We start from the raw sequence: 19,222 nt of genomic DNA, 5'->3' as shown, positions 1-19,222 counted from the left end.
TGAGGTGCCGCCGCTACACCGCAAGCGCACATGACACCGGTCGGCTTCACCGCTCGACACCTTCGAACCCTGGTCAGGCGTGGGACTCCAGGCGCAGCAGAGTGGTCGGGGCGTTGTTCGGGTCGTCGCCGATTCCCACAGGGGTGGAGCCTATGGGTCTAACCTCGACGGTGCTGTGCTCGCCGGAGTCGGTGGTCAAGTCCGCCTTGACCTTGTGGCCTTGCTCTGAGGACGAGCCATCCCCGCGGATCTCGTACACCGCCGGCACCAGCAAGTTCAGATATCCGGCGGATGCGGTGACCTTAAAGCAAAGCATGCCTTCACCGTTGGCGCCGATGAACTCGGTGGTGTAGACCTGCAACAAGCCCTTTCCGAGGCCCTGGTCGGTCGCGCAGTCAGCGAAAAGGATGTGACCATCACCCGAGGTCAGGACGACCCCATACTCGTTCTTGATCTGCGCTGCACCCGGATAGGAAAAGTCCTCCACCAGGGTCGCCTGGTCGTCCGCGACAGCGGAGGTCGGCCCCGCGACCGCCACCGGACTCGACAATGAGCTCGAAATCATCACCAGCACGCCTGCGGCAGCGCCAACTAGCAGCGGAAACCATCTTCGCGAAATGCGCACGAGACCTCTTTCCATGACCAAAGATGCGTGGTTGACAGTTTCACGGACAGCCCAGATGCACAGAGATGCGGTAGTGAAAATATGATAATAGCGGATCCTGATACCCCATAATTACAAATTAACACTAGCAAGATCACCTCGGTATGATCAACGTAAAGAACCAGTACAGTGATCTGTTTCACAGGATGGTAAATAACTGACATACTCGGCTTCCACTATCGTTTGAGCTGATTGGGTGGAACCCTACTGCCGCATGGAGTAAATCAACTGCAAATGGTCCACAGAGCTACCACCGCTACGGCCGCGCCTTTAAGCTGCGTCTAGGTCATCCGGAAGATTCGGACACTCGACACCCCAACTCCAGGCCTTCACCCGATCCAGACCGATTTGGTTCAGACCGGTGCAGGCAGGCGAGGTCAAGCCCCCAGGAGCAAACCAGACAAGTAATCTGGATCACCCACAACCGGCGGTAGCTCGCCGCCGGCTGTCGTGGTTAGTCTCGATCGCGCCGGGATGCGAAGCGCGATTTTCGCTGAACCTAACAGTGGGTAATTCCGATATGCACATGGCCAAACTTACATCGTTGTTTGTCACTGCGCTGTCGAAACACTGTTGTGTCTCGCGAATCGCAACCGTGGTACTGGAACTGACCACCGCGGTCGGGGCCGGGCCTGCGGCATAGCTGCCACGTCGTACTGCAACCTGTCCTAGAAAGAAGATTGATGCGGAAACACGCAAAGTCGCTCGGTGCGGTCACCGCGACCGTCCTCGCAGGAGCGTTGGTGACCGTACCCTCGGCACAGGCCGTTTCTTCCCCGGGCACGGGAAACGACGGTTTCGCGACCAAGATCACCATGGACGGGCGCTCGTGCAGCGGCGCGCTCGTCGCCCCCAGCTGGGTGGTCACGGCTGCCACATGCTTCGCCGAGACTCCCGACGGCGGCGTGCCCGTGAAGGACACCACGGCGATAGTCGGGCGGCCCGACCTTACGACCAGTACCGGCCACGCGGTGAAGGTCACGACAGTCACCACGCAGGCCGACCGCGGCTTCGCCTTGGCGAAGCTGGAAACCCCGATCAGTGACATCACCCCCCTGGCGCTTGGGAGTGCCGCTCCGACGGCCGGAGACTCGCTCCGCGTGGCGGGCTTCGGGCGTACCGGCACGGAATGGATCCCCAACCAGCTGCACACCGCGACGTTCAATGTCGCCTCGGTCGGGGTCACCGAGGACGTGCTGACCGGCGACAACGGGGTTGACACCTGCCGAGGCGACGCCGGCGCGCCCGTAGTCGCGGACCGCGGCGGCGTGGCCACGCTGGTCGGTGTGGTCACCAAATCGTGGCAGCACAGCTGCTTCGGCGAGACCGAGACACGCCAGGGGACCACGGCCACGCGGATCGACGACCTCACCAGCTGGGTGCGCGACCAGGTCCTCGCCGCCACGGCCAAGGGCATCGGGCACTCGATCACCGTGAGCTGGAACTCGCTGCCCGCCGCCGACAACGCGACATACCGCGTCTACGGCTCGACGAGCCCCGACGTACCGACCGATGCCGCGCACCTGCTGGCGACCACGCAGTCCACGTCGTACAGCCAAGGCTCCCTGCCCGGTCATCAGACCCGCTACTACCGGGTCGCTGCCGCGACCGCGGACGGGTTCGCCAACGCCCCGACTGATGTCTTCTCCGCCACGACCCCGGCCGCGGCCCACGACTTCACCGGTGATGGCAAGGACGACGTCGCCGCAGCGTACGACTTCGGGAGCAAGCGCACCGGCGTCTACGTCTGGCCGACCACCGCCACCGGAACCGGCGCTCCGGCGCTCAGGTGGGACAGCGGCGCCGGCCAGTTCAACGCCGCCCAGGCCCGATGGGTCACCGGTGACTTCAACGGTGACGGCCGCAGCGACTTCGCCGCGGTCTACGATTACCTGAACAACACCGCCAACCTGTTCTTCTGGTACGGCAACGCCTCCGGCGGCTTCGACCCGCAGGGGGTCAAATGGGGCGGCAGCTTCAACGCCACCAAGGCCAAGTTCGTGTCCGGTGACTTCGACGGTGACGGGCTCACCGACATCGGCGCCGCCTACGACAACGGCAACTCCGACACCTCGTTCCTCGTCTGGCACACCACCGCCACGGGCGTCGACGCGCCGGTCACGGATTGGTCGAGCGGCGCGGGCAACTGGGTCACCTCGCGGTCGTACTGGTTGACCGGCGACTTCAACGGCGACGGGCGGACGGACGTGGCGTCGTTCTACGACTACCTGAACAACACGTCCAACCTGTTCGTCTGGTACTCGAAGCCGGACGGCACCTTCACCGACCGGAGCGTGAAGTGGGGCGGCACGTTCTCCGACCCCAAGGCGCAGTTCGTGTCCGGTGACTTCGACGGTGACGGGCTCACCGACATCGGCGCCGCCTACGACAACGGCAACTCCGACACCTCGTTCCTCGTCTGGCGGGCCACCGCAGCCGGTGTCGACGCACCGGTCAGCCGGTGGGACAGCGGTGCCGGCGGATGGTCGATCACCAAGTCGCACTGGACCACCGGTGACCTCGACGGAGATGGTCGCACCGACGTCGTCGCGATGTACAACTACGGCAGCGCGAACACCGTGTTGTACACCTTGCACAGCGAGGCAGGCGGAACTCTCGGCGCCCTTACCCACCACTGGGACAGTGGCGTCGGCAACTTCGACGCCACCCCGGCCGTCCTTTTCTGACCGGCCCTCGCGAACGGTCTGTCCGGCACCCCCTCCGCCGGGCAGACCGTTCGTCGTCGAAGCCTGGCCACCCGGGTGGATGGTCTTCGGGCGCTCGCTGCGCCGGGACCTGAACGCGAAACGGCCCCTTCTCCTGAGTCTCAGGCGAAGGGGCCGTTGTCGTTGTCGTCTACAAATCGCCTACAAAGCCCGCCGGCCGGACAGCGCACGGCCAAGGGTCAGCTCGTCCGCGAACTCCAGGTCGCCGCCCATCGGCAGGCCCGAGGCCAGCCGCGTGACGGACAGGCCCGGGAAGTCGCGCAGCATGCGCACCAGGTACGTGGCCGTGGCCTCGCCCTCGGTGTTCGGGTCCGTCGCGATGATGATCTCTTTGATGTCCGCCGCGCCGATCCGCTTGAGCAGCTCACGCATGCGCAGCTGCTCCGGCCCGATGCCCGACAACGGGTCGAGCGCCCCGCCCAGGACGTGGTAGCGGCCCTTGAACTCACGCGTGCGCTCCACGGCCAGGACGTCCTTGGGCTCCTCGACCACGCAGATCACCGTGAGGTCGCGGCGCTCGTCCCGGCAGATGCGGCAGGTCTGCTGCTCGGAGACGTTGCCGCAGATCTCGCAGAACTGCACGCCTTCCTTGACCTTGCCGAGCACGTCCTGCAGCCGCCCGATGTCGGCGGGATCCGTTGCCAGGAGGTGGAAAGCGATGCGCTGGGCGCTCTTCGGCCCGACCCCGGGAAGCCGCCCGAGCTCGTCGATCAGGTCCTGGACCACACCCTCGTACAAGGGTCAGCCGCCGAACCCGAGGCTGCCGAGGTCCGGCATCCCGCCACCGCCGCCGAGGCCACCGGCCAGGGGGCCGAGCTTCTGCTCGGTGAGCTTCTGCGCGTTGGCCGACGCGTCGCGCACCGCGGCGACCACGAGGTCGGCCAGGGTCTCGACGTCTTCCGGGTCGACCACCTTGGGGTCGATCACGAGGTTCTTGAGCTGGCTGTCGCCGGACACCGTCGCGGTGACCAGGCCGCCACCCGCGGTTCCCGTGACCTCGGTGTTCGCGAGCTCCTCCTGCGCCTGCACGAGCTGCTGCTGCATCTGCTGCGCCTGCTGCATGATCTGCGACAGATCGAAGCCGCCGCCGCCGGGTTGCACCATGATCGCTCTCGATCCTTCCGCCACTGGGTGTTCCTCCCCAGCGTAGCCGCGTCGCCGTGCTGCCTGCCCAGGCGCCACGCGCACGCCTGTGGCACGGTGGTCGCCGTGCGCGTGAACCCTCTCCCGCTGCTGGCCGGCCTGGTGCTGCTCACAGCGTGTTCCGGTGGTGGCGGGACGCCGGCCGCGACGCCTGCGGTCACCCCGGTGACCACGTCTTCACCGGCTGTCGTGTCGTCGTCCTCGGTGGCTTCACTGCCGCCAGTGCCGTCGACGTCCTCGTCTTGGGCCAAGCCCGCGGTGACGGGCAAGGTCGTCGTGCTGGACCCCGGCCACAACGGCGGCAACGCGTCGCACCCGAAGGACATCAACCGCAGCGTCCCGGCCGGGCGCGGCGAGATGAAGCCGTGCAACACGACCGGCACGGCCACCAACGCGGGGTACTCCGAGCACGCGTTCAACTTCGCGGTGGCTCAGGAAGTCGGGAACGCGTTGGCGGCCAAGGGGATCAAGGTCGTCTACACGCGCACGAACGACACCGGCGTGGGCCCGTGCGTCGACCGCCGCGCGGAAATCGGCAACGACGCCGGCGCCGACGCGGTCGTCTCCATCCACGCCGACGGCTCCACCTCCGCGGGCGCGCACGGGTTTCACGTCGCGTACTCGTCGCCACCGCTGAACGCGGCCCAGGGCGCTCCGTCGACGCGTCTCGCCCACGCCCTGCGCGACGGGCTTCGCGCCGACGGCTTCACCACGTCCACCTACATCGGCAGCGCGGGCCTGTCCGCCCGCTCCGACCTCGGCGGGCTGAACCTCTCGACCCGCCCGACGGTGCTCGTCGAGTGCGGCAACATGCGCAACTCCGCGGAGGCCACGCTGATGTCGTCGGCTGCCGGGCGCACGAAGTACGCCGCCGCCATCGCCGAGGCGATCGAGGCCTACCTCGCCTGACGCGCTGGGGGTAGAGCGTGTCTCCGAACCGTTGAGTGAGGCGCGCGGGGTGACTACAAGGGCGGGCATCCGTAAGCCGATCACCGCACCGTGATGGAGGGGATCGGCTGCGCCAACCACAACCGCAAGGGCGCTGCAGGCGGGCCCCCGATCGGGCCGGATACCGAGAAGTACAAGACGCGCAACGTCGTCGAAAGGTCCTTCAACCTGCTCGAGCAGCGGCGCGCCTTGGCCACCTGCGGCGACAAGCACGCCACCGTCTACCGCGGCGCCGTCGTCCTGGCCGCCGTCATCGTTTGGCTTCGCAGCCGAGCCGCAGCCGTCAGCAGGGCTCGACCTCTCGGTTTTCGAATTCTGGTTCGCCCGGCGGCGTGTTCCCGGTGCTGTAGTCGATCCCGTCGAGAAGCGGATGCCCGACAGAGCCGCGAGCAACCCAGCCCGCGAAAGCCGCAGGACAGTCTCGTGGTCACAGCCGAGGTGGTAGGGCTATCGGCGATTGCCGCTCCGCACGTTCAGAGACAAGCCCTAGTCGAGCGGGCGCGCGCCCAGGTGGTCGGAGATGAGCTTGCGGGCGATCTCGTCCGGGTCTTCCTCCGGGGAGGGTGGCGGTGGAGGCGGGACGGGGCTCGAGTCCTCCGAGTAGATGTCGTCGTCCTCGTCCGACGGCTCCGGCGGCAGCGGGATGTCGGGCTCGGTCGTGGCGACCTTGGGCCGAGAAGGAGGTTCCGGCGTCCGCACGGGCTCCGGGGCGCGCTGCGGCTCCGCGGCGACGGGCTGTTGCGCCGGTGCGGCAGCGGCGGCGGGGGCGGCCGACGGGCGCGTGAACGAACGCTCCGGCGTGGGCGGGGCCTGCTGGCGCTGGGGCGCGGCGGCGCGGGACGGCGCGGCGGCCGCGGTGGCGCCGTGGACGCAGCGGACCTGCCAGTCGCCACCGAGCACGTCGGACAGGGCGCCGGCGATCTTGCGCGCGTTGTCCTGGTCGGACAGGCGCCGGGCGAGGGGCTCGGACTTGTGCGTGAGCGTGACGCTCGTGCCCTCGACGTCGACGACGGTCGCCTGCGTGAGCATCGCTTCGAGGCTGCGGCCCCCGGCCAGCTTGCGCAGCGCGGCCAGCAGCTGCGGCCAGACGTTGCGGATCGCGGCGGCGTCGAAGCCGCCTTCGGACGCGACCGGTGCGGCGGGGGCTGACGGTTCGGGAGCCGGTTCCGCCGCAGCCGCGGGGGCGCCGCCTGGCGTCCGCGGGGTGCCCCAGCCGTCGTCGGACGGAGCCGGAGCCGGAGCCGGAGCCGGAGCCGCGGGTCCGGCGGCGGCCGGGGCGGGCTCTTCCGCCGGACGCGCCGGAGCCGGAGCCGGGGCGGCAGGCCGGGACGGAGCCGGAGCAGCCGCGGAGGCCTGAGCCCGAACAGGCGGCTCGGCAGCCGGAGCGGTGGCAGGCGCCGCGGAAGTCGGACGCTGCGAAGGGCGCTGGAACTGGTGCTCCGCCGCGGGAGCCGAACGCAGCTGCGGCTCGACACCCGCCTCACCGCCACCACCGGCGACGACGGCACGGCGTTCGAGCCGCTCGATCCGTGCCAGCAAAGCATTTTCCGACTCCGTGACCGAAGGCAGCAGCATCCGCGCGCACAGCAGTTCGAGCACGAGCCGCGGGGACGTCGCGCCGCGCATCTCGAGAAGTCCATTGTGGACGATGTCGGCGTAGCGCGACAGCGTGCCGAGACCGATGCGTTCGGACTGCGCGCTCATCCGCCCGAGCTCCTCGGCGGGCGCGGACACCAGACCGCGCTCACCGGCCTCGGGCACCGAGCGCATCAGCACGAGGTCGCGCAGGCGGTCGAGCAGGTCGGTGGCGAAACGGCGCGGGTCGTGGCCGGCGTCGGCGAGCTTCTCGACCGTGCTGAACACCGTGGCCGCGTCTTCGGCCGACAGCGCGTCGACCATGTCGTCGATCAGCGCGACGTCGGTGACACCGAGCAGCGACACCGCGCGCGGGTACGTGACGCCCTCGGGGCCCGCGCCGGCCAGCAGCTGGTCGAGGACCGACTGCGTGTCCCGCGCCGAGCCGCCGCCCGCGCGGATCACCAGCGGGTACACGGCGGGCTCGACCTGCGCGCCCTCGGCCGCGACGTTGCGCTCCAGCAGCGCCCGCATCGAGCTCGGCGGGATCAGGCGGAACGGGTAGTGGTGCGTCCGCGAGCGGATGGTGGTGAGGACCTTCTCCGGCTCGGTCGTCGCGAAGATGAAGATCAGGTGCTCGGGCGGCTCTTCCACGATCTTCAGCAGGGCGTTGAAGCCCTGCGTGGTGACCATGTGCGCCTCGTCGATGATGAACACGCGGTAGCGCGATTCGGCGGGCGCGTAGAACGCCTTGTCGCGCAGCTCGCGGGCGTCGTCGACACCACCGTGGCTGGCGGCGTCGAGCTCCGTGACGTCGACGCTGCCCGGCCCCTCGGGAGCGAGCGCGCGGCACGAATTGCACTTGCCGCACGGATCCGGCGTCGGGCCTTCGACGCAGTTGAGCGACCGCGCCATGATCCGCGCGCTCGACGTCTTGCCGCAGCCGCGCGGGCCGGAGAAGAGGTACGCGTGGTTGATGCGGCCCGCCGCCAGAGCGGTCCGCAGCGGTTCGGTCACATGCTCCTGGCCGACGACCTCGGCGAAGGTCGCCGGACGGTACTTGCGGTACAGCGCGAGAGCCACTCCGCGAGAGTACCGGCACCGACCGACAACCTTCGCCGGGCCAGGTCAGCGCACCGAGGCGGCCGCCTTCGCCGCGTCCGCGACCAGCGCGTTCACGGCAGCGACGTGCGCGGCGGTCACCGCGTCACGCTGCTGCGCGCGGGGCACCTCGTTCGCGAGGAAAGCACCGAGCGCCGAGTCGGGGCCGTCGAGCGCGCCCTGCGCGACCGCGTTGACCTCCTCGGCCCCGGGCGCGGACATCGCCCGGCCGACGAAGATGCGGTTGTCGATCTCCTTCGATTGGTACTGCCCCTTCTCGAGGAACGCGGTGATGTCCGCCGGGGTGCCGTCGAGCGCCTTCTGCGCCCACTCCTTCGTGGCGGGACCGCCGGCGGCCATGATCTGGTTCACGGCCAGGCGTTCGTCGACGTCCTTGCCCGGGTAGTTCTTGGTGCGCAGGAACTCCTTGACCTGCGCCCAGGTCCCGGCCAGCGCGTCGGCCGCGGCCTGCTTCAGCGCCGGCTTCCCGTCGCCGTCGGCGATCGCCGTGACGGCCGCGCGGTCGTCGGCCTCCTGCGCGGTGTCGAGGCCGGTGCGGACGAACGTGGTCAGGTTCTCGTCCGTGCCGCTCAGCGCCGAGCGGGCGGCGGTGCGGACGGCGGTGCCGGCGTTGCGCAGCAGGTACAGCGCGGCCGAGCGGCTGTCGGTCAGCGCGAGCGCCGGGTCGGTGCCCGGCGCGACGGCCTCGGCGAGCTGCCGGTCCTTCTCCGCCACGAGCTCCGCCGCCGCGTCGGCCTTTGCCTTGGCGTCGGCCTGGGCCTTCGCGTCGGCGGCGGACGCCGCCTGCCCGGCCTGCTGGCCCGCCGCGAGCTGGGCGTTCAGCCGGTCGGTGTTCGCCTTGCGCGCGTCGGCCGCGAGCTTCGCCGCCGCGTCGGCCGCTGCCTGCGCCTGGGCCTTGAAGTGGAAATCCGCGGCCTTGCGCGCGAGGTCGCGCTGGTGCGTCACGGCCGCGATCTCCGCGTCGCCGGCCGCCGCGACCTTGTTCCAGAGGTTCAAGAAGTACCGGACGTCTTCGATCGTGCCGCTCAGCGCCGTCTGCCCGGCCGCGTGGACCTCGGGCCCGCCGGCGGACATGACCTGCGTGGCGCGCACGCGGTCGTCGTCGGCCTGCGCCTGGGCGAGGCCGGTCTGCAGGAACTCGTGCCGGTCGGCCGGGGTGCCGTCGAGCGCGATCTGCGCCGCCCGCTTCACGCCGGGGCCACCCGCGGACATGGCCTGGTTGACCAGCAGGTCCTCGTCGATCTCACGCGAAACCTGCAGGCCGGTGGCCAGGAACGCGCGGATGTCGTCCGGGGTGCCGTCGAGTGCCTTCTGCGCGTCCCGCTTCACGATCGGCCCGCCCGCGGCCATCGCCTGATCGACGAGCAGCCGCTCGTCGTTGTCCTGCGCGTTCTGCCGGCCGGTGGCCAGGAACGCGTGAAGCTCGTCGGCGGTGCCGAGCAGGGCCTTGCGGGCCTCGCTCGTCATCGTCGGGCCGCCGGTCTCGTACAGCGCCACGGCCTGCGCGCGGTCACTCAGCACGTCGGCGCTCGCCGGCGTGGCGACCCCCAGCCCGAGCGCCAGCACAGCCCCGGCGACGAGCAGTCTTGTCCCGTTCAACGGTTCCCCCACATCGGTAAAGGATCTTCCGAACCCCTATCGGCGTGGACGCGAAGGCGTTTCAGGTGTGCCCCAAACCGCCACAAGTACGCTCGGACAGACTCGTCCGAAGAGAGGAACCCCGTGAGCCGTTCTGCCCGCAACCGCGGCAAGGGCGGGCCGCGGCCGGGGAAGTACCCGGTGCGGTTCGGCACGGCCGAGCTGCTCGCCGACGCCGATCGGCCGAACGCGTGGCTCATCTCGGTCGACGGCGTCGCGCAGTCCTACGTCGACCTGGACGACCCGACGAACCTGGAGTTCGACTACGTCCGGCGGCTCGGCGAGGTCGTCGACTGCCTGCCCGAGGGGCCGCTCGACGCGCTGCACGTGGGCGGCGCCGGCTGCACCCTCGCCCGCTACATCGCGGCGACGCGGACGGGGTCGCGGCAGCTGGTGTTCGACGCGGACGGACCGTTGATCGAGCTGGTGCGCGAACAGCTCGACCTGCGCAGCGTGCCGCGGTTGAAGGTGCGGATCGAGGGCGGGCGCGAGGGCGTGGCGTCCCGACACGACGCGTCGGCGGACCTCGTGGTGGTGGACGCGTTCGAGCGGGCGTCGTTCGCGGGCGGCCTCGCGACGGTGGAATTCGTGACCGACGTGGCGCGCGTGCTGCGCGGCGGCGGCGCGATGCTGGCGAACATCACCGACGGGCCCGGGCTCGCGTTCGTGCGGCGATTCCTGGCGACGGTCGGCGAGGTCTTCTCCCACGTCGTGCTGCTGGCCGAGCCCGGGGTGCTGCGCGGGCGGCGCTTCGGCAACGTCGTGGTGGCGGCTTCGCGCGCCGAACTGGCGGTGGACGTCCTGACGCGCAAGGCGGCTTCTTCGGCATACCCCGCGCGCTGCGTTTCCGGCGGCGAGCTGCGGAAGCTGCGGGGGAAGGCGCTGCCGGTGCGGGACGCCGAGCCGGTCGCCTCGCCGGTGCCGCCGGAGGACGTGCTCGGGCTGTTCTGAAGAGCCCTGAAAACTTGGCCCCGAAAATAAAGGGGACCCCGCGCACCCGTCAGAGCCTGCTTATCCTTGCTGCCTTCCGGCCCTGGGGAGGTTCACAGGGTGGACGCCGCGCGGGGTCCGTTGTCCAGTGTAGCGGAGGCGAACCGGCGCCTAGCTGCCGACCGCTTGTTTGAGCTCCTCGATGAGCGCCGGCGTCAGGACCTCGGTGGCGCGGTTGGCGAACATCGCCATCTCGTACGCGATCGTGCCCAGGCTGGCCTGTTTGTTGGCCAGCACGCCGAGCGAGCAGCCGACGCTGATGGTGCAGACCAGCAGGTAACCGCGCTCGAGCTCGACGATCACCTTGTCCGGCGAGCCCAGCGGGTGGCTGTCGGCGACGCCCTGGGCGAGGCCGAGCATGGCGGACGAGATGGCGGCCAGGCGATCGGCGTTGTCGCGTTCGAGTTCCTGGGACATGGCGATGAGCAGGCCGTCGGACGACACCGCGAGGGCGGCGATCGCGCCGGCGGTGTGGAGTGCGAAGCGGTTGACCAGCCAGTTGAAGTTCTGGGCTTCGGCGCTGACGTCCGGGATCGTCATGTCTCTCCTCCTGCGTTGACGGTGGCTCGCGACGCGTCTGCCTTGGCCACGCCGTCGGAGTACGAATCGAAGACTGCCCGTTCCGCGGCCGGGTCACGCAGACCGCGGCGGACGGCGCGCAGCGGGGTCCGGATGGTCTGCTGCGCCTTGAGGCCGGGGGCCAGCTGAGCGCCGGGGACGCGGCGGGTCAGCTCCTGGTCCAGCGGAGCGAACCGCTGCGTGGTGAGGCCGTGCACAGCGGACTTCGTGCGTTCGAGCTTCGCCGCCAGCTCCTTCGCGCGGGCGACGGCAGTTTCCACCGTCTGCTGCGCCGGCACGGGCGGGTCGGCGGACAACGAGGTGGCGAGGTCGTCGCCGTCGAGGGTGAAGTCGGGTGCGGGCGGCTCGTCGGGTTCGGCGTCGGGCCACTCGGGCTCGGGTTCCGGGTCGCGGAACCAGGTGAAGCCGAGCGACGCCGTCTCCAGGACCGCGATCGCGGGCGCCGGCAGAGCTTCGGGCGCGCGGCCCGCGTCGAACAGTCCGGCGGCTTCGGCCGCCGGCTCCGATTCCACCGGCTTGTCCTCGACCGGCGCGTCCATGCGGTCGAACTGGTCGGCAGGCACCGTGACACGCGCGGTGACCCCGCCCGTGTCCGGCGTCGAGGTGAGTTCGACTCCCAGGGCGTGGCGCCGCGCCAGGCGGCCGGCGACGAACAGGCCGAGCACGCTCGTCGGCGCGAGCTCGAGGCGTTCGCGCTCCAGCAGACGCCGGTTCTCCTGCGCCAGCCTTTCCGCGGCCATGCCGATGCCGTGGTCGACGATCGCCACGACGAGGTCGCCGGACTCCACGAACTCCGTCTCGACCTCGACGCTCGTGGTCGGCGCGGAGAACGAAGCCGCGTTCTCCAGCAGCTCCGCGAAAAGCCGGACGAGGTCGGCGCCGAGCGAGGACGTGAGCCGCACGTCGGGCAGCTCTCCCAGCCGCACACGCGGGAAGTCCTCGATCTCCGCCAGCGCCGCGCGCACGGCCGTGGACAGCTGGATCGGGCCGGCGATCGGGTTCTCGTCGTGCGTGCCGGAGATGACGAGCAGGTTGTCGGCCGTGCGGCGCAGGCGCGCGGACAAGTGGTCGAGCCGGAACAGCCCCGCGAGAGCGCGCGAATCCTGCTCGTGGCGTTCGAGCTCGTCGACGAGCGCGAGCTGGCGGCCGACGAGGTTCTGTGTGCGCTTCGCGACGTTCGCGAACATCAGGCTCGTGTTGCGCCGCGTCAGCGTCTGGCGCTCGACCAGCGCGGCGGCGGTGGTCTGGACCCGGTTGAACGCGGTGGCGAGCTCGCCGAGCTCGTCGTCGGAAGCGACGTCGATGGTCGCCAGGCGGGGTGCCTGGTCGTCGTCGGCCTCGGTGTCGCCGACGCGCACGAGCTCGGCATCGGCCAGGTCGGCGACGGAGGTGGCGGCCGAGGTGAGGCGGCGCAGCGGGTCGGCGATCGAGCGGCTCACGGCCAGCGCGAGGAACGCGACGAGTCCGAAGAGGACGGCCGCGCCGCCGCCGACCAGCCAGGCCAGCCGCGTCGCCGCCGCCGTGCGGTCGCCGGCCGCGGCGTTGATCTCGGCCGTCACGCGGTCCTGCGCGGTGCGGCGTTCGGCGGCCTGTTGCTGGCCGGCCGACACGACGTCGTGCACGTAGGGCTCGGGCTGGTCGTCCGGGCCGGGCAGCTGCGTGGCGAGCTGGTCGAGGCGGTGGGCGGCCTCGCCGGAGTCGACGTCGGCCAGGAGCGCGGCCTGGTCGTGGCCGGCGAGCTGGGTGAAGCGGTCGGCGTGCACCTGGGCGCGCTGGGTCGCTTCGTCCAGGAGGGACTGTCCGGCCGACTGCGACTGTGCCGCCACGACCAGGGCGGTGACGCGCAGCGACTCTTCTTCGTCGGCACGCAGGAGTGCTTCGAGCGCGGAGAGCTGACGGGCGCCCTCGGCGTCGGCGGCCGTGCGTGGCACGAGCTGCAGCGCGTCGATCAGGGCGCTCACCACGGTGTCGTACGTGCGGGCGATGCGTTCGGCGGAAATGCTGCGGTGCAAGGTGTTCTGCCGCTCGTCACCGAGGGAGGCGACGCGCGTGAGCGCCGTCTTCAGCTCGGCCGGCGCGGTGGCGCCGAGCGCGGTGCGGACCTGGCCGACGGTCGCGTCGACGATCTGCTGCTGGTGCACGAGGTCGGTGTCGGCCGTCGAGGGCGACGCCACGAAGGCGGCCGCGAGCACGCCCTCGCGCTGCACCTGCCAGACGAGCCCGCTGAGCTCCTGGGTGTTCCACGCGGCCCGCACGGTGTCGTCGGCCGAGGCGACGCTGCCGGTCTGCTTGACCACGAACGGCACGGAGACCAGCAGCACGGCGGCCAGCGGCGGCAGGAGCAACAGGTTGAGCTTGCCGCGGATGCCGAGTCTCGACAGCACCCGCGCACCGGCCCACCGGGGCCGGGTCCTGCCGTGGCGCATCAGCGTCACCTTCCCGTTCCTCCGCTCACGGGTGCCGCGGGCGGACTTCTGTACACAAAGGAGCAAGACCGAACGGATGACACCGCGAAGGAGGACCCTGCATGGAACCCGACACGCACAGTGAGACCCGTACCGTAACGGACAAGGGTGGCCGGCCCCTGGCTCTTCCGCGCGAGAGCTTAGCGACTGGCACAAGATCCCGACAACGCTTCAAGACCGCGTGTCCCAGGACGAAGATGGACGGTATGAGCACACCACCGCGTACGCCGACGCCCGCCGACGTGGCCGCAGCCGCGAATCGCATCCGGCCACACGTTCGGAGGACGCCTCAGCTACGGACCGAAATCGACGGTCGGCCCGTGGTGTTCAAGCTGGAGCACCTGCAGCGCAGTGGTTCGTTCAAGCTGCGCGGCGCCGTCAACGCGCTGCTCGCCGGACCGGCCCCGCGCCGCGTCGTCACGGCCTCGGGCGGCAACCACGGCCTCGGCGTCGCGACGGCCGCGCAGGCGCTGGGCCTGCCCGTGGTCGTGTACGTGCCGGAGTCCGTGCCGGCCGCGAAGGCCGCGGGGATCGAGGCCGCGGGCGCGAAACTGATCCGCCACGGCGCGACGTACGCGGAGGCGGCGGCCGCAGCGCTGGCGGTCGGCGACGAACCCGGCACACGCTACCTTTCGGCCTACGACGACCCCGACGTGGTCGCCGGCCAGGGCACGGTCACGGCCGAGATCGTCGCCGACGACCCGGACGTCGACGCCGTGGTGGTCGCGGTCGGTGGTGGCGGGCTCGCCGCGGGCACGGCGCTGGCCGCGAACCGCCGGCAGGTGTTCGCCGTCGAGCCGGAGCACTGCCAGGCGCTGCACGCCGCGCTCGAGGCCGGTCAGCCGGTGGACGTCACGCTCGACTCCGTGGCCGCCTCGGCGCTCGGTGCGACCCGAGTGGGCGAAGTGCCCTTTCGGATCCTGAACGCTCCGAACGTCACGTCCGTGCTGGTCAGCGATGCCGAGCTGCTCGCCGCTCGCGACCGGCTGTGGGCCGAGTTCCGCCTGGCCGTGGAGCCGGCCGCGGCGGTCCCGCTCGCGGCGTGGCTTGCCGGTCGCGTGCCCGCCGCGCGGCCCTGCTTCGTCCTCTGTGGAGCGAACACGAGCGTTACTTTCGCGTGAGGTCGTAGACGGTCGTGCCGCCGACGGTCGTGGCGGGGAAGTTCTGCTCGACCCACGTGGTGATCTGCCCGGCCGTGCCGCGGTTGCCGCCGAAGCCACCGAAACCGCCGCGTCCGCTGCCGCCCACGAAGTAGTGCACCTCGCCGGCGCCGACGTACTGCTGGAACTGCGCGAGCGTCGGCGCCGGGTCGCTGCCGCTGAAGCCGCCGATGGCCATCACGGGCCTGCCGCTGCTGAGCGCGAGCCCGGCCGACTGCATGGCGCCGGTCTGGGCGGCGGCCCACTTCGTGGTGGTCGCCTGGAGGAGCCGATCGAGTTCCACTGTGGACGTCGTGGCCCCGCCGAACCCACCTCGGAACCCACCGCCGCGCTGGCTCGCCGGCCCCGACGACGGCTGGCCGCCGGTGTGCGCGGTGGCAGCCGTCGCGAAGGTGAACGATGCCGTGCCGAGCAGCGCCGCCACGAGCCCGAGCACGGCGACGACCGGGGCGGCGCGACGGAACGAGTCGGCGCCGAAGAGCACGGCCGCCGTGCCGAGCGCGCCCAGCACGAGCACGGTGTAGCGCAGCCACGGCTGCCAGTCGGGCGTACGGGCGAGCAGGATGAACGCCCACACGGCGGTGGTCGCGAGCATCAGCGCGAGCACCGCACGCGGGGCGAAGTGCGCACGGCCGCGCCACAGCTCGCGGGCCGCGATGCCGATCGTCGCGGCGATGCCGGGCGCGAGCGCCACCGTGTAGTACGGGTGGATGATCCCGCTCATGTAGCTGAAGACCACGACGGAGACGACCGTCCAGCCGCCCCACAGCAGCAGCGCGGCGCGCGTGCGGTCGGTGCGCGGGGCGCGGCGGGTGAACCACAGGCCGGCGACGAGCCCGATCAACGCGGCGGGCAGCAGCCACGACGCCTCGCCGCCGAACTGCTCGGTGAACAACCGCGTCAGGCCCGTGCCTCCGCCGAAGCCGCGGAAGCCGCCACCGCCGCCGGCGCGGTTCGGCAGGTCGAAGCCGGCGGGCAGCTCGGGGCGCGCGCCGCCACCACCCCCGCCTCGACCCTGGCCGAAGATCCGGCCCAGGCCGTTGTAGCCGAAGGCCAGCTCCAGCACGCTGTTGTTCGTCGAACCGCTGATGTAGGGCCGGTCGGCGGCCGGCCACAGCGCGACGGCCAGCACCCACCACCCCGCCGACACGAGCACCGCACCGGCCGCGGCGAGCAGCTGCCACACGCGCCGGCCGAGCGACGTCGGCGCCGCCACCGCGTACGCGAGCACGAACGCCGGCAGCACCAGGAACGCCTGCAGCATCTTGTCGAGGAACCCGAACCCGATCGCGACGCCCGCGAGCACCAGCCACTTCGTGCTCGCCCGCTCCAGCGCGCGCACCACGCAGTAGCCACCGGCGACCAGGAGCAGCACGAGGAACGCGTCGGGGTTGTCGAAGCGGAACATCAGAGCGGCGACCGGCGTCAACGCGAGCACGGAACCCGCGAGCAACCCGGCGCCCGGGCCGGACAGGCGCCGCACCGCGAGGTAGAGCAGGCCGACGGACGCGACGCCCGCCAGCGCGTCGGGCACCAGCATGCTCCAGCTGGAGAAGCCGAAGATCCGGCCCGAAAGCCCCATGACCCACAGCGAGAACGGCGGTTTGTCAACGGTGACCACATTGCCCGGATCGAGCGAGCCGAAGAACCACGCCTTCCAGCTCTCGGTGCCGGCCTGCACGGCCATGGCGTAGAAGTCGTTGCCCCAGCCCGAAATCGCGACATCGGTGACATACAGCGCAGCGGTCGCGACCAGGAGCACCGCGACCGCCGGCCGCACCCATCTGGGTCGCTGAACGGGCGGTGCCGCGTCCGTCGGGTCCACTGTGGTCGGTCCGGGCGCGGTGAGGGCACTCGTCATACGGCCATGCTCACGACGGGGTTTGTGGCTCGCATGTGCGCTTGCTGTGCACGTCCTGTGAGAAATTCACGACCGGGTGATAGCCGGGTCACGAAACTCTGGGAACATTGCGACAAACTCTGTTCGTCCGGGCTCACTGAACACCGAAACGCGACCGCTGTGCGCGGCCACGACGGCCGCGACGATGGCCAGGCCGAGCCCCGTGCTGCCGGCTGCGCGGGAGCGCGAGTTGTCGCCGCGGGCGAAGCGTTCGAACACCTCCGGCAGGATTTCCGGCGGGATGCCGGGGCCGTCGTCGAGCACCGAGAGCCGCACCCAGCCGTCCTTTGCGGACAGTCCGGTGGTCACGGTGGTGCCGGGCGGGGTGTGGGTGCGGGCGTTGCCCAGGAGGTTGAGCACGACCTGGTGCAGCTGGCCGGCGTCGCCGAGGACGCTGATCGGCTCGCCGGGCGCCTCGAGCCGCCACTTGTGGTCAGGGCCGGCCACGTGGGAGTCGGCGACGGCGTCGGCCACCAGGCGCGAGAGGTCCACCGGCTCGGGCACGACGGGTCGGCCGGAGTCGAGCCGGGCGAGCAGCAGCAGGTCCTCCACCAGCGTCGTCATGCGCGCCGACTCGGACTCGACGCGGTTCATGGCGAACGCGACGTCGGGCGGCACCTGCTCCTTGCTGCGGCGCGTGAGCTCCGCGTAGCCGCGGATGGCGGCCAGCGGCGTGCGCAGCTCGTGGCTCGCGTCGGCGACGAACTGGCGCACGCGGCTTTCGCTGGCCTGGCGGGCTTTCAGCGCGTTGGCGATGTGGCCGAGCATGCGGTTGAGCGCGAAGCCGACCTTGCCGACCTCGGTACGCGGGTCGGTGTCCACTTCGGGCACCCGCTCCGACAACGCCACTTCGCCGCGGTCGAGTTGCAGCTCCGAGACGCGCGACGCGGTGGCGGCGAGCCGGTCGAGCGGCGCCATGGTGCGCCGGATCGTGACGGCGCCCGCGACGCCGGCCACGATGATGCCGCCGAGCGCGACGCCGCCGAAGATGAACCCCAAGCGCCACAACGTGTCCGTGACGTCCGAGAGCGGCAGGCCGACCACCGAGAAGTCACCCGACGGGGAGAACGACGCGATCACCCGGTACTCGCCGAGGTCGCCGCCGAGGTCGATCGTGCGGCGGTGACCGTCGGGCGGCAGGCCGAGCAGCATCTTCTGCTGCGCGGTGGAGACCGACTGCAGCGGCGGCTTGACCTTCGACGGCGTGGCGGAGCCGAAGTTGAGCACGGCCGCGCGCACAGCGCCGTTGTGGACCTGGACGGCGAGCGTGCCGTCGCCTTGGCCCAGCACGCGCAGCGGGTCGGGTGGCGGTTTGTCGCCGTAGATCCACGGTGGACGGTCGCCGCTGCGGAAGCCGCGGTCGGTCGCCGCGGCGAGGCGTTTGTCCAGCTGGCCGACCAGGAAGTCCTGCAGCGCGAACTCCGTGACCACGCCGACCACCAGGCAGACGAGCGCCAGCAGCGCCGCCAGCTGCACGATCAGCCGGCGCCGCAGCGACCACGGCCGGCGCGCACGGCCCGGGGGCGCGTCAGCCGGCGGGCTTGAGGACATACCCCGCGCCGCGCATCGTGTGGATCATGGGCTCGCGGTCGGCGTCGATCTTCTTGCGCAGGTAGGAGATGTAGAGCTCGACGATGTTGGCCTGGCCGCCGAAGTCGTAGCTCCACACGCGGTCGAGGATCTGCGCCTTGCTCAGCACGCGCTTGGGGTTGCGCATGAGGTAGCGCAGCAGCTCGAACTCCGTGGCGGTGAGCGGCACGAGGTCACCGCCGCGGTGGACCTCGCGGCTGTCCTCGTCGAGCGTCAGGTCGCCGACCACGAGCTGTGAGCCGCTGGCGCCCGTGACCCCGTTGGCGCGTCGGAGGAGGGCACGCAGCCGGAGCGCGACCTCTTCGAGGCTGAAGGGTTTGGTGACGTAGTCGTCGCCGCCCGCGGTGAGGCCGGCGATGCGGTCTTCGACGGCGTCCTTGGCGGTGAGGAACAGCACCGGCAGGAACGGCGCCTCGGCGCGCATGCGGCGCAGCACCTCGAGGCCGTCGAAGTCGGGCAGCATCACGTCGAGCACCACCGCGTCGGGCCGGAAGTCGCGCGCCACGCGGACGGCCTCCGTGCCATCGCCCGCGCTGCGCACCTCCCAGCCCTCCATGCGCAGCGCCATGGCGACGAGCTCGGCCAGCGTCGACTCGTCGTCCACCACCAGCACGCGCACCGGGCTGCCGTCGGCGCGGCGCAGCTCGTCCTTGCCCCGGCCGGGCGACGTCGCGTTCATACTGCTCATGGTGCCATCCTCGGGCCCGGTGTTCAGGCCGAGC

General features: G+C 71.0%; 14 protein-coding genes and 1 other RNA gene. 4 read left to right on the top strand and 11 right to left on the bottom strand.

Features of this window, described 5'->3' with window-relative positions:
• Positions 1 to 73 precede the first annotated feature (73 nt).
• Positions 74 to 625 (bottom strand): hypothetical protein, encoded by a 552-nt coding sequence (locus AB0383_RS11330; RefSeq protein ID WP_366186728.1) that lies wholly within the window; start codon positions 623 to 625, stop codon positions 74 to 76.
• Between the two features lie 782 nt (positions 626 to 1,407).
• Between AB0383_RS11330 and AB0383_RS11325 the strand changes: the two genes are divergently transcribed.
• A complete protein-coding gene (locus AB0383_RS11325; protein ID WP_366186726.1) occupies positions 1,408 to 3,351 on the top strand; it encodes an FG-GAP-like repeat-containing protein in 1,944 nt (647 codons plus the stop codon).
• 180 nt (positions 3,352 to 3,531) lie between these two features.
• Here AB0383_RS11325 and recR read toward each other — a convergent pair whose 3' ends face one another.
• Together recR and AB0383_RS11315 are read right to left on the bottom strand one after the other, a co-directional pair.
• Positions 3,532 to 4,128 (bottom strand): recombination mediator RecR, encoded by a 597-nt coding sequence (gene recR, locus AB0383_RS11320; protein WP_364051417.1) that lies wholly within the window; start codon positions 4,126 to 4,128, stop codon positions 3,532 to 3,534.
• A 3-nt stretch (positions 4,129 to 4,131) separates the two neighbouring features.
• Complete coding sequence (locus tag AB0383_RS11315; RefSeq protein ID WP_366186724.1) at positions 4,132 to 4,494, bottom strand: YbaB/EbfC family nucleoid-associated protein; 363 nt, start codon at positions 4,492 to 4,494, stop codon at positions 4,132 to 4,134.
• A 96-nt stretch (positions 4,495 to 4,590) separates the two neighbouring features.
• Between AB0383_RS11315 and AB0383_RS11310 the strand changes: the two genes are divergently transcribed.
• Complete coding sequence (locus tag AB0383_RS11310; RefSeq protein ID WP_366186927.1) at positions 4,591 to 5,442, top strand: N-acetylmuramoyl-L-alanine amidase; 852 nt, start codon at positions 4,591 to 4,593, stop codon at positions 5,440 to 5,442.
• A gap of 525 nt (positions 5,443 to 5,967) precedes the next feature.
• On the opposite strand, the gene AB0383_RS11305 is transcribed toward AB0383_RS11310, so the two are convergent.
• Together AB0383_RS11305 and AB0383_RS11300 are read right to left on the bottom strand one after the other, a co-directional pair.
• Positions 5,968 to 8,139 carry a DNA polymerase III subunit gamma and tau gene (locus AB0383_RS11305; protein WP_366186722.1) on the bottom strand — a complete coding sequence of 724 codons (2,172 nt, stop codon included), beginning with the start codon at positions 8,137 to 8,139 and terminating at the stop codon, positions 5,968 to 5,970.
• A gap of 45 nt (positions 8,140 to 8,184) precedes the next feature.
• Complete coding sequence (locus tag AB0383_RS11300; RefSeq protein WP_366186720.1) at positions 8,185 to 9,777, bottom strand: ALF repeat-containing protein; 1,593 nt, start codon at positions 9,775 to 9,777, stop codon at positions 8,185 to 8,187.
• Positions 9,778 to 9,900: 123 nt separating this feature from the next.
• Here AB0383_RS11300 and AB0383_RS11295 point away from each other — a divergent pair, with 123 nt between their 5' ends.
• Positions 9,901 to 10,767 (top strand): fused MFS/spermidine synthase, encoded by an 867-nt coding sequence (locus AB0383_RS11295; protein ID WP_366186718.1) that lies wholly within the window; start codon positions 9,901 to 9,903, stop codon positions 10,765 to 10,767.
• Positions 10,768 to 10,794: 27 nt separating this feature from the next.
• On the opposite strand, the gene ffs is transcribed toward AB0383_RS11295, so the two are convergent.
• The 3 genes from ffs to AB0383_RS11280 form a co-directional block, all read right to left on the bottom strand.
• Positions 10,795 to 10,889, bottom strand: an RNA gene (gene ffs / locus AB0383_RS11290) — signal recognition particle sRNA small type.
• A 28-nt stretch (positions 10,890 to 10,917) separates the two neighbouring features.
• Entirely contained in the window at positions 10,918 to 11,346 is a 429-nt protein-coding gene (locus AB0383_RS11285; protein WP_364170225.1) for a roadblock/LC7 domain-containing protein, read from the bottom strand.
• Positions 11,343 to 13,811, bottom strand: a complete 2,469-nt coding sequence (locus AB0383_RS11280; protein WP_366186716.1) for a nitrate- and nitrite sensing domain-containing protein — start codon at positions 13,809 to 13,811, stop codon at positions 11,343 to 11,345. The genes AB0383_RS11285 and AB0383_RS11280 overlap by 4 nt, the downstream gene beginning before the upstream one ends.
• Before the next feature lie 236 nt (positions 13,812 to 14,047).
• Here AB0383_RS11280 and AB0383_RS11275 point away from each other — a divergent pair, with 236 nt between their 5' ends.
• Entirely contained in the window at positions 14,048 to 14,971 is a 924-nt protein-coding gene (locus AB0383_RS11275) for a serine/threonine dehydratase (protein ID WP_364170220.1), read from the top strand.
• Here the strand turns inward: AB0383_RS11275 and AB0383_RS11270 are convergent.
• From AB0383_RS11270 to AB0383_RS11260, 3 genes are all read right to left on the bottom strand, one after another.
• Entirely contained in the window at positions 14,958 to 16,871 is a 1,914-nt protein-coding gene (locus AB0383_RS11270; protein ID WP_364170219.1) for a glycosyltransferase family 39 protein, read from the bottom strand. The genes AB0383_RS11275 and AB0383_RS11270 overlap by 14 nt on opposite strands.
• Before the next feature lie 66 nt (positions 16,872 to 16,937).
• Entirely contained in the window at positions 16,938 to 18,461 is a 1,524-nt protein-coding gene (locus tag AB0383_RS11265; RefSeq protein ID WP_366186713.1) for a HAMP domain-containing sensor histidine kinase, read from the bottom strand.
• On the bottom strand, positions 18,439 to 19,188 hold the full coding sequence (locus tag AB0383_RS11260; RefSeq protein WP_285971785.1) for a response regulator transcription factor: 750 nt from the start codon (positions 19,186 to 19,188) through the stop codon (positions 18,439 to 18,441). The genes AB0383_RS11265 and AB0383_RS11260 overlap by 23 nt, the downstream gene beginning before the upstream one ends.
• Positions 19,189 to 19,222 lie beyond the last annotated feature (34 nt).

The organism is Amycolatopsis sp. NPDC051373 (genome assembly GCF_040689465.1).
In the GTDB taxonomy this organism is placed as follows: Bacteria; Actinomycetota; Actinomycetes; order Mycobacteriales; family Pseudonocardiaceae; genus Amycolatopsis.
This window is presented reverse-complemented; position numbering and strand designations above follow the sequence as displayed.

What these genes read in the sequence shown, in the direction of transcription:
- AB0383_RS11315 (WP_366186724.1), bottom strand. Translation starts at nt 4,494, where the DNA reads ATGGTGCAACCCGGCGGCGGCGGCTTCGATCTGTCGCAGATCATGCAG.
- AB0383_RS11285 (WP_364170225.1), bottom strand. Translation starts at nt 11,346, where the DNA reads ATGACGATCCCGGACGTCAGCGCCGAAGCCCAGAACTTCAACTGGCTG.
- AB0383_RS11280 (WP_366186716.1), bottom strand. Translation starts at nt 13,811, where the DNA reads ATGCGCCACGGCAGGACCCGGCCCCGGTGGGCCGGTGCGCGGGTGCTG.
- AB0383_RS11275 (WP_364170220.1), top strand. Translation starts at nt 14,048, where the DNA reads ATGGACGGTATGAGCACACCACCGCGTACGCCGACGCCCGCCGACGTG.
- AB0383_RS11270 (WP_364170219.1), bottom strand. Translation starts at nt 16,871, where the DNA reads ATGACGAGTGCCCTCACCGCGCCCGGACCGACCACAGTGGACCCGACG.
- AB0383_RS11265 (WP_366186713.1), bottom strand. Translation starts at nt 18,461, where the DNA reads ATGTCCTCAAGCCCGCCGGCTGACGCGCCCCCGGGCCGTGCGCGCCGG.
- AB0383_RS11260 (WP_285971785.1), bottom strand. Translation starts at nt 19,188, where the DNA reads ATGAGCAGTATGAACGCGACGTCGCCCGGCCGGGGCAAGGACGAGCTG.